Annotated in this window: 7 protein-coding genes; 3 read left to right on the top strand and 4 right to left on the bottom strand. The window is 65.5% G+C overall.

Going from position 1 to position 8,670, the window contains the following annotated elements; genetic code table 11:
* Positions 1 to 139: 139 nt before the first annotated feature.
* The gene (locus jaqu_RS05435) at positions 140 to 1,477 is read right to left on the bottom strand and encodes a cytochrome P450 (protein ID WP_043917916.1); all 1,338 of its coding nucleotides are present in this window, start codon (positions 1,475 to 1,477) and stop codon (positions 140 to 142) included.
* A complete protein-coding gene (locus tag jaqu_RS22045; RefSeq protein ID WP_043917915.1) occupies positions 1,474 to 2,712 on the bottom strand; it encodes a hypothetical protein in 1,239 nt (412 codons plus the stop codon). Before jaqu_RS22045 ends, jaqu_RS05435 begins: the two co-directional genes overlap by 4 nt.
* A 41-nt stretch (positions 2,713 to 2,753) precedes the next feature.
* On the opposite strand from jaqu_RS22045, the gene jaqu_RS05425 reads away from it, so the two are divergent.
* Positions 2,754 to 2,969 carry a sulfurtransferase TusA family protein gene (locus jaqu_RS05425; RefSeq protein WP_043917914.1) on the top strand — a complete coding sequence of 72 codons (216 nt, stop codon included), beginning with the start codon at positions 2,754 to 2,756 and terminating at the stop codon, positions 2,967 to 2,969.
* Positions 2,970 to 3,070: 101 nt separating this feature from the next.
* Here the strand turns inward: jaqu_RS05425 and jaqu_RS05420 are convergent, their stop codons facing one another.
* Positions 3,071 to 6,481, bottom strand: coding sequence for an indolepyruvate ferredoxin oxidoreductase family protein (locus jaqu_RS05420; RefSeq protein ID WP_089268402.1), 3,411 nt, complete (start codon positions 6,479 to 6,481; stop codon positions 3,071 to 3,073).
* A 134-nt stretch (positions 6,482 to 6,615) separates the two neighbouring features.
* Between jaqu_RS05420 and jaqu_RS05415 the strand changes: the two genes are divergently transcribed.
* Entirely contained in the window at positions 6,616 to 7,512 is an 897-nt protein-coding gene (locus tag jaqu_RS05415; protein ID WP_043917942.1) for a LysR family transcriptional regulator, read from the top strand.
* A gap of 181 nt (positions 7,513 to 7,693) precedes the next feature.
* Here the strand turns inward: jaqu_RS05415 and jaqu_RS05410 are convergent, their stop codons facing one another.
* Positions 7,694 to 8,107, bottom strand: a complete 414-nt coding sequence (locus jaqu_RS05410) for a SufE family protein (RefSeq protein WP_043917913.1) — start codon at positions 8,105 to 8,107, stop codon at positions 7,694 to 7,696.
* 114 nt (positions 8,108 to 8,221) lie between these two features.
* Here jaqu_RS05410 and jaqu_RS05405 point away from each other — a divergent pair, with 114 nt between their 5' ends.
* Entirely contained in the window at positions 8,222 to 8,668 is a 447-nt protein-coding gene (locus tag jaqu_RS05405) for a hypothetical protein (RefSeq protein WP_052500785.1), read from the top strand.
* The last annotated feature ends 2 nt before the right edge of the window (positions 8,669 to 8,670 follow it).

Genomic DNA, 8,670 nt, shown 5'->3' with positions numbered 1-8,670 from the left:
GGGCTCGATGCCCCGTCCGATCCGCCCCCGGGCGTGCCGCGCAAGGCGGCGCGCAACCGGTCCAGCGCCACTTGTGCAGACGGGGGGTGCACAGGGGGTGCACAGGGGGTGCACAGGGGGTGCATCGGCATTTGCGCACCTACCGGCACCGAAGGCGGAGCCTTATCCCATTCCGCGAACGAACCGTCAGATGCGCCACGGGCACCGGTGGAGGCCCCACGGCCTCGATCTCGAAGGCGCCCACAATGCGGGACAAAAGCAAAACGCCCTCCGCCATGGCGAACCCGGCCCCCGTGCAGACCCGCGGTCCCGCGCTGAACGGCATGTAGGCCGCCCGCTCGCTCTCCTTCGTTTCGGCCCGGCTCCAGCGGTCCGGATCGAACGCATCCGGTTGATCCCAAAGCCTTTCGTGGCGGTGCAGATGCCACGGGCTCAGCACGATCTGAGCGCCCTTCCCGGCTTTGCGGTCCCGCAACACCTCCTTCCGCGTCGCCTCGCGCACCATCATCGGCACCGGCGGGTAGAGCCGCAGCGTTTCCCGAAACACGTCCCGCGTGAAGGAAAGCCTGGAAAGGTCTGAGAACGCGAAATTTTCCCATCCCGGCGCTTCGACCGCGACGCGGGTCTGCGCGGCGTGATCCGCCGCCAGCAGGTACAGCCCCCACGCCAAGGCCGAAGCCGACGTCTCGTGCCCCGCCAGAAAGAAGATCGCCACCTGATCCACCATCTCTTCGCGAGAGAAACTGTGTCCCGTCTCCGGGTCGGCGTAAGTCATTATCTTCGTTGCCAGATCGTCCGGCGCATTACCGGCCTCAATCTGTTGCGCACGCCGCTCGACCAAAGCGGCGATCGCGGTCCGGATGGACCGGGCCGCCCGCCGCGTCGCTTTGGCATGGGGCCGCGGCACCCATCGCGGCAAGGGCAGAAGGGCGGCAAGGTTCACAAGGGGTTGCGTGCGCTGATAGGCGCGGAATTCATCGAAGACGGCGGAGGCAAGGCGGTCCTCTATGGGTACCGAAAAAAGCGTGCGGAAGATGACATCCGCGGCCACGTGGGACGCCTCCCGCTCGATCTCCACCTCCCCTTCCGGCAGACGTGCGATACAAGCTTCCGCTGCATCCATCATGGCCGGAAAGGCGTCCCGAAGGCGCCCCCGACCGAAGGCCGGATCGATGATCCGCCGCTGCCGCTTCCATTCCTCGCCATTGGTGACGAAGACCGACCGACCCAGCAGCGGGACGAGCCCTTCGCGGATACGATCGGATTTCGGAAAGTCGTCTGGCCGCTCCTTCAGGACGACATTCAGCAGCGCCGGATCGTTCACCATGAACGAATGAAAGAAAGGCGTCCGGAACTCGGCCATCCAGGCCCGGTAGAGCCTCGCGGGCTGCGCGCTCAGAATGTCCCGCCGGAACAGCCGTCCGTATTCCAGCAGCGAGACCCGATCCGGACGGCTGGGCGGCTTTGGCGGAATCACGCGGCCATCGCGGTGAAACGGTTGACCGGGCGCGTCATCCGCGACGGGCTGTGTCCGCGCCCTGCAAAATGGTCGGCCAAGGTCCGCGGTCCTCCGGTGATGCGGAAATAGTCGTAGTCCGACGGCGTGCCGGGCAGCGCATCGAAGGCACAAAGATACTGGAAATGCAGCCGGAAATAGCGGCGCCGGAGCTCCGCCCAGCGGGCGGGTGAGAGTGTCTGCGTGAAGGCCGCCGATATCACCAGCGGCCAACGCTGCGCCTCGGGCGCGACGCCCGAAACCGCCACCGGATCGCACAATGCGAAAGCGCAACCGTCCCCTGGCGCCGTCACGTCCACCCATGGCACCGTGCCCTGCGCACCCATGAGGTGAAGATCGGCCCGCAACGCGTTGGCATCAGGCAGAAAGCTGACCATCGGCACGACGTGACCCAGGCTCAGAAACGCGACCCGTCCCGGTGCGAGCCCGTCCCGCACCAGCCCCGCCAGGATCGACACACCCAAATGCGCGCCCGAGGAATGCCCGACGACCAGAACCTCGTCCCAATCCTCTTTTGACGCGGCCCTGATCCGCATGGCGAAGTCCTGCATCCGCTGCTCCAGCGCGGGCGGGATCGCACCCCGATACCGGGCCGAGAAAGCGTAGTCATGCATCAGGTAATGAGCGAAGATGCGATTGTCGTAGCGCCTGAACAGCGCCAGAACCGCCCAACCCGTCAGTCCGCCCAGAACCGCCGCCAGCACGAGCCCGGACCAGAACGGGTCGAACAGGGTCTTGCCGGCAATCCAGTCCAGCGCGCGGCGCGTCGCCCTAAAGACGAGCCCTGCGAGCACGGCCGCGACGGCAAGCTGTCCCAGCAGCACCACGATTGGATAGAGCGCGGCGATCACCGGCCCCTTGCGCAACCGCATCAGCCGGAACAGCGCCCCAGAGACGATATAGGTCCATGCCGTCCGAACCAGCGCGACATAGGTGGCGATCAACGAGCGGTCCATGGACCGCTGGACGATATCCGACCAGACGAGCACCTCCATCTCGGTCCTGACATCGCGTCCATCGATCGTGGCATCGACGACCCACGAATAGGGCGATTCCCCCTTGGACAATGCGATCTCATACCCGGACAGACGCGCCTGTTCCGCCCCTTCCTTCCGGTAGAGTTCCCGGTACCGTCGGGGGTGGAACGGATCGTAGCCCGGAATATAGAAGACCTTGCGGCGGCGGACGTCAGACATGGCTTCGCCATGCTGCCTCAAAGTTACGACGAGATTAAGCCATGGATCACGATCTGGAGGTCGATGCGCTCGGCCTGCTCTGCCCCCTGCCCGTCTTGCGCCTGCGCAAACGGATGCAGCCGCTCCCTCCGGGCGCGGTGATCCGCCTTTTGGCGGACGATCCGGCAGCGCATGTGGACGTGCCGCATTTCTGCGTTGAACAGGGTCACGAGTTCATCGGGGTCGACGGGACGGCATTCACGATCCGCAAGGGGTGACGCTCCGACGCAGCGCCCCCATTCATCCTGCCAGAAATATCCCGGGGGGTCTGGGGGGCTGGCCCCCCAGCGGGTCGGGCCGCAGGAAGCGGGCCGAAGTTCTACTCCGCCGCGCGCCGCTGGCCTTCACCGCCCGAGCGGATCACGGACAACAGTTCCTCGCGCCGCTTTTCGGCCTTCGCCGCATTCGCGTGCTTGACCGGGCCAAAGCCGCGGATCGTGAGCGGGAGTTCGGCCAAGGCAATCACCGCGTCGCGCGTCGCCTCATCGAAGAGCGGCAGAACCTCCGCCATGTCGATCTCGTACTGCTTGATCAGGGCGCGCTCCATCCGCCGCTCCTCGGTGCGGCCAAACGGGTCGAAGGGCGTGCCGCGCAGCCCCTTCAGGCGGGCCAGCCACGGATAGGCTCTCTCGATCCACTCGCCAAAGGCCCGCTTGGCGGGGCGACCATCGGGCCCCTCCTTCGAGAGCATCGGCGGTGCGAGATGATAGGTCAGCTTCAGATCGCCATCGAATGCCGCCTCCGCCTTGGTCCGCGTCTGGCGTAGAAGCCGCGCGACTTCATATTCGTCCTTGTAGGCCAGCAGCTTGTGATAACCCTTGGCCACGGCCTCGCGCAGCGCCTCGTCCGAAATTCCGTCGACCAGCTTGCGGTAGCGCTTGGCCAAGCGCTTGCCCTGATAGGCCGTCAGATGATCGGCACGGAAAGCGATCTTCTGCTCCAGCGTCTTCGGCATCTCCAGCACGCGATCCTCGTCCAGAAGGGCGGCGGATTGATCGGGTTTCGCGAACGCCCACCGGCCAAGCTCAAATGCCTGCTGGTTTTTCTCGACGGCGGCGCCGTTCAACTCCACCGCCTTGAGGATTGCCTCGCGGGACAGCGGCACGAGCCCCATCTGCCAGGCCGCACCCAGGATCGTCATGTTCGAAAAGATCGTGTCGCCCAGCACCTTCTCGGCGAGGCGCGAGGCGTCGAACATCGTCAGCCGGTCCCGCAGCCGGGCCTCCAACGACAGCCGCAGGCGGTCTGCCGGCAGCTTGAAATCCGGGTTGCCGGTGAAATCGCCGGTGACGATCTCGTGCGCATTCACGACCGCGCCGGTGCGGCCGGTGGAGGTCTGGCCCAATGTCTTGGGGCTAGCGCTGACCACGAGGTCGCCGCCGATCAGGGCGTCGGCCTCCCCCGTTGCCACACGGATCGCCGAGATATCCTCGGGCCGTTCCGCCAATCGAAGGTGCAGCGCGACGGCGCCACCCTTCTGCGCCAGGCCCGCCATCTCCATCAGGCCGGCCGCCTTGCCGTCGAGATGGGCCGCCATCGCCGAAACCGCGCCGATGGTGACGACGCCGGTACCGCCCACACCCGTCACGACGATGTTCCAGGTCCCGTCGATTGCGGGGAGATCAGGCTCGGGCAGGCCGGACGTATCGACGCTGGTGGTGGGGGCCTTCTTCAACGTCGCGCCCTGCACCGAGACGAAGGACGGACAGAACCCGTTGACGCAGGAATAGTCCTTGTTGCAGGTCGACTGGTCCACGGCGCGCTTGGTGCCCAATTCAGTCTCGACCGGGACCAGAGACACGCAGTTCGACTGCACCCCGCAATCGCCGCAGCCCTCGCAGACATCGGTGTTGATGAAGATCCGCCGGTCGGGATCCGGGAACAGGCCGCGCTTGCGACGGCGGCGCTTTTCGGCGGCGCAGGTCTGGATGTAGAGGATGGCGCTGACGCCCTTCACCTGCTGCATCCGCTCCTGCAGTTGGGGCATCTCGGCCCGCTCGTGCCAGGTCAGGCCGGACGGGAAGGCCGCTTTGTCCACGTCCTCCTTCTCGTCGTAGACGACGGCCAGTTCCTTGACGCCCATGGCAAGCAGTTCGGCCGCGATCTGCTGGGGTTGCAGGTCGCCCTCGTTCTGCTGGCCGCCGGTCATGGCGACGGCGTCGTTGAAGAGGATCTTGTAGGTGATGTTCGTTCCGGCGGCCAAGGCGGCGCGGATCGCCAGGACGCCCGAATGGTTGTAAGTCCCCTCGCCCAGGTTCTGGAATACGTGGTCGCGGGTCGAGAACATGGACTCGCCGATCCGGTTCACCCCCTCGGCGCCCATATGTGTGTAGCCTTCGGTGTTCCGGTTCATCCACAGCGCCATCACGTGACACCCGATGCCAGCGCCCGCGCGCGCGCCCTCGGGCACCTTGGTTGACGTGTTGTGCGGGCAGCCCGAGCAGAACCACGCCGTCCGGCCTGCGATCTGGGGCGCGTTATCCGCGCGCTTGGCCTCTCGCGCCGAGGCGAGGCCGGCCTCGATGCGGTCGGTGCCGCGGCCTTCCCGCTTGAGGATCTCGCCCAGCTTGATCGCGATATCCGTGGGATCGAGCGCGAAGTGCTGCGGGAACAGGACCTTGCCGCTCTCGTCGCGGTAGCCGATCACGCGACGGCCCTGCCGGTCGTCGAAGATACTCTCCTTGACCTGCACCTCCAGAAGCTTGCGCTTCTCTTCCACGCAAATGATCAGGTCCAGCCCCTCGGCCCAATCGTGCAGGCCCTTCATGTCCATGGGCCAGATCTGCGCGACCTTGTAGGTCGTGATCCCCAGCCGCTCGCATTCCTCCTCGTCGAGCCCGAGCAGCGCCATGGCATGCACCAGATCGAGCCAGTTCTTGCCATGGCTCACCAGACCGATCTTCGCGCCGGGCTTGCCGTGCATCCTCCGATCCAGGCCGTTCGCATGGCTGAACGCTTCGGCGGCCCACCGTTTGTGCTCCAGCAGGCGTTCTTCTTGCGGAACCCAGTGATCGTTCAGGCGGATGTTGAGGCCGCCCTCGGGCATGTCGAATTCGGCGGGCGCGACGAATGACATCCGATCCGGCCGTCCATCGACGACGGACGTGACCTCGATCGTGTCCTTCATCGTCTTCAGACCGACCCACACCCCGGCATAGCGCGACAACGCCCAGCCATAGAGGCCGTAATCGAGAATCTCCTGCACGCCGGCAGGCGACATGACCGGCATATGCACATCGATCAGCGCCCAGTCGGACTGGTGGCAGGTCGTGGAGGATTCGCCCGTATGGTCGTCGCCCATCGCCATGAGCACGCCGCCGTTTCGCGACGTGCCGGCCATGTTCGCATGGCGCATCGCGTCGCCGGAGCGGTCGACGCCCGGCCCCTTGCCGTACCAGAGACCGAAGACGCCATCATGCGTCCCCTCGCCCCTCAACTCGGCCTGCTGGGCACCCCAGTGCATCGTGACGGCGAAGTCCTCGTTCAAGGCGGGTTGGAACTTGATGTCGTTCTCGGCCAGCATCTTGGTGGCCCGCGCCATATTCAGATCGACCGCGCCCAGCGGTGAGCCGCGGTAGCCCGCAACAAGGCCGGCGGTGTTCAGCCCGGCCTGCCGGTCCCGCTCCTTCTGCATGAGCATGAGGCGCACGAGCGCCTGCGTTCCATTGAGCAGGACCGTTTTCTTCCCAAGGTCGAAACGGTCGGCGAGCGTGACGTCCTGGCGCATGATCATCTCCCTTGGTCTCATTATAGGTCAAGAAGGTTGACCCATAAAGGGGTAGTCTCATCACGTTTCCATCTTAACGTACGGGCGCCGCCATGCGATGCATCGCGCGCAGCCAAAGCGTTTCGAACGGGGCCATCATGGATTGGGACAAGCTGCGGATCTTTCACGCCGTAGCCGACAAGGGGTCGTTGACCCACGCGGGCGACGTCCTGCATCTCTCGCAATCTGCGGTGTCACGGCAGATCCGCTCGTTGGAAGAGAGCCTTGGTGTCACCCTGTTTCATCGCCATGCCCGCGGGCTGATCCTGACCGAGCAGGGAGAGCTTCTTTTCGACGCGACGCAGGCGATGAACAAGCGCCTCGACGCTGCCACCGCACGGATCCGCGACAGCGAGGAAGAGGTGTTCGGCGATCTGCGCGTCACCACGACGATCGGCTTCGGGTCGATCTGGCTGGCGCCCCGCCTGCCCAAGCTCTACCAGTCCTATCCCGACCTCCGCCTGCATCTGCTGCTCGAGGAAAGGGTTCTCGACCTCCCGATGCGGGAAGCCGACGTCGCCATCCGCATGAAGGAGCCGAGCCAGGCCGATCTGGTCCGCAAGCGGCTGATGGATATCCGTATGCAGCTTTTCGCGACGCCTGCCTACCTGGAAGAGAACGGCCATCCGCAATCCCTGCACGATCTCGGGGCTCACAGGCTGATCTGCCAGAACATCGACAGCACCCAGGTCAGTGCGGGGGCCGGGCTGGTGCGCGAACTCCTGACCTACGATATCGAGCGACTGCTGACGGTGAACAACTATTTCGGCGTCCTGCAGAGCGTTCTGTCCGGCTTGGGGATCGGCGTCCTGCCGGACTATCTGCAGCAGGATTTCCCCGATCTGGTGCAGGTCCTGCCTGGCACGGAATCAAATATCGTCCCCGTCTTCCTCGCCTTTCCGGAGGAGCTGCGCGGCTCCAAGCGGATCGAGGTCTTCCGCGATTTCGTCGTCGAAGAGGTCGTCGCCTACCGAAAGGCGAAGCGCGCCGCCTGAGCCGTAGCCATGCGCCGGATGCATGGCGGCTTTGCACCGAACGGTTCAGTTTTCAGTTGTGCGGTCAGCGGGTGCTTCTTAATTGGGCATTCGAGGGACGCTGTCCCTCACCTCCCTGTTGGACTCGGCCGGACCTCGCGTCCGGCCTTTTTTCCAAGTCCTGTCGTCTTTCGCCAGCCGATCACGCGGCCTCACGCGCCGCCGTCTCGCGGATCCGGGCCACCATCGCGCGCAAGCCGTTCGAGCGTTGGGACGACAGATGCTCGTCCAGTCCCAGCCGACCCAGCTCGGCTGCTGCGTCCACCTGCGGCACCTCCGCAACCGGCAAGCCCGAATAGAGCCGATGCAGGACGGCAATCAGGCCGCGTACGATCATCGCATCCGACTCGCCCGCGAAGTCGAACCGCCCGTCCTCGATCCGGGGGTGCAGCCAGACCTGGCTGGCGCAACCATCGACCTTGGTCGCGGGCACCTTCAGCGCGTCGTCCAGAGGCGGGAAGTCCCGGCCCAACTCGATCACGTGGCGATAGCGATCCTCCCAATCGTCGAGAAACTCGAACGTCTCGACCAGATCTTCGAACGGCTCTTGCGCCATGGCGGATCTCCTTTCGAGCCCCAGCTAAGGGGCGCGCGCCCCGGCGTCCAGCCGGGCGCTTCCCAAAGCCGCACCGATCCGCTACCCCGTCACGGCACGTTACGGGGGAATTCCATGCGGTCCATCGTCTCCATCGTCCTTTGCGCGGCGATCCTCGGCGGATGTGGTCTGGGCGGCTCCCGCCTGAACCCGCTCACGTGGTGGGGCAACGACCGGGAAGAGGTGATCGAGGCCGCGCGCTCGGATCCTTCGACCCCCATCGCAGATCAGGTCATCGCGCTCAACGCGGCCCCGACACCCGGAGGCGTGATCGTCAGCGCCATCGCCCTGCCGCCGACGCAGGGCTACTGGGATGCAAGGCTTCAGCGTCTGCCGTCGGATGATCCCAGCGTCTACGTGATGGAGTTTCAACTTCTTCCGCCAGTCGATCCCGAGCCCGTCGGCACCCAGGTCTCCCGCGAGGTTCTGGGCGGGACGTTCCTGACCACCCAGGATCTGGCCGGGATCCGCTCGATCACGGTTCAGGGCGCGCAAAACCGCCGGACGATCAGCCGGCAGTAAGG

It is taken from the genome of Jannaschia aquimarina (assembly GCF_000877395.1).
Taxonomy (GTDB): Bacteria; Pseudomonadota; Alphaproteobacteria; order Rhodobacterales; family Rhodobacteraceae; genus Jannaschia; species Jannaschia aquimarina.
Note: the sequence above shows the minus strand (reverse complement) of the source record. Positions and strands in the feature narration are given on the sequence as shown.

Bases quoted from the DNA above. Each gene is read 5' to 3' on its own strand.
- jaqu_RS22045 (WP_043917915.1), bottom strand. From the start codon at position 2,712: ATGTCTGACGTCCGCCGCCGCAAGGTCTTCTATATTCCGGGCTACGAT.
- jaqu_RS05425 (WP_043917914.1), top strand. From the start codon at position 2,754: ATGGATCACGATCTGGAGGTCGATGCGCTCGGCCTGCTCTGCCCCCTG.
- jaqu_RS05415 (WP_043917942.1), top strand. From the start codon at position 6,616: ATGGATTGGGACAAGCTGCGGATCTTTCACGCCGTAGCCGACAAGGGG.
- jaqu_RS05410 (WP_043917913.1), bottom strand. From the start codon at position 8,107: ATGGCGCAAGAGCCGTTCGAAGATCTGGTCGAGACGTTCGAGTTTCTC.
- jaqu_RS05405 (WP_052500785.1), top strand. From the start codon at position 8,222: ATGCGGTCCATCGTCTCCATCGTCCTTTGCGCGGCGATCCTCGGCGGA.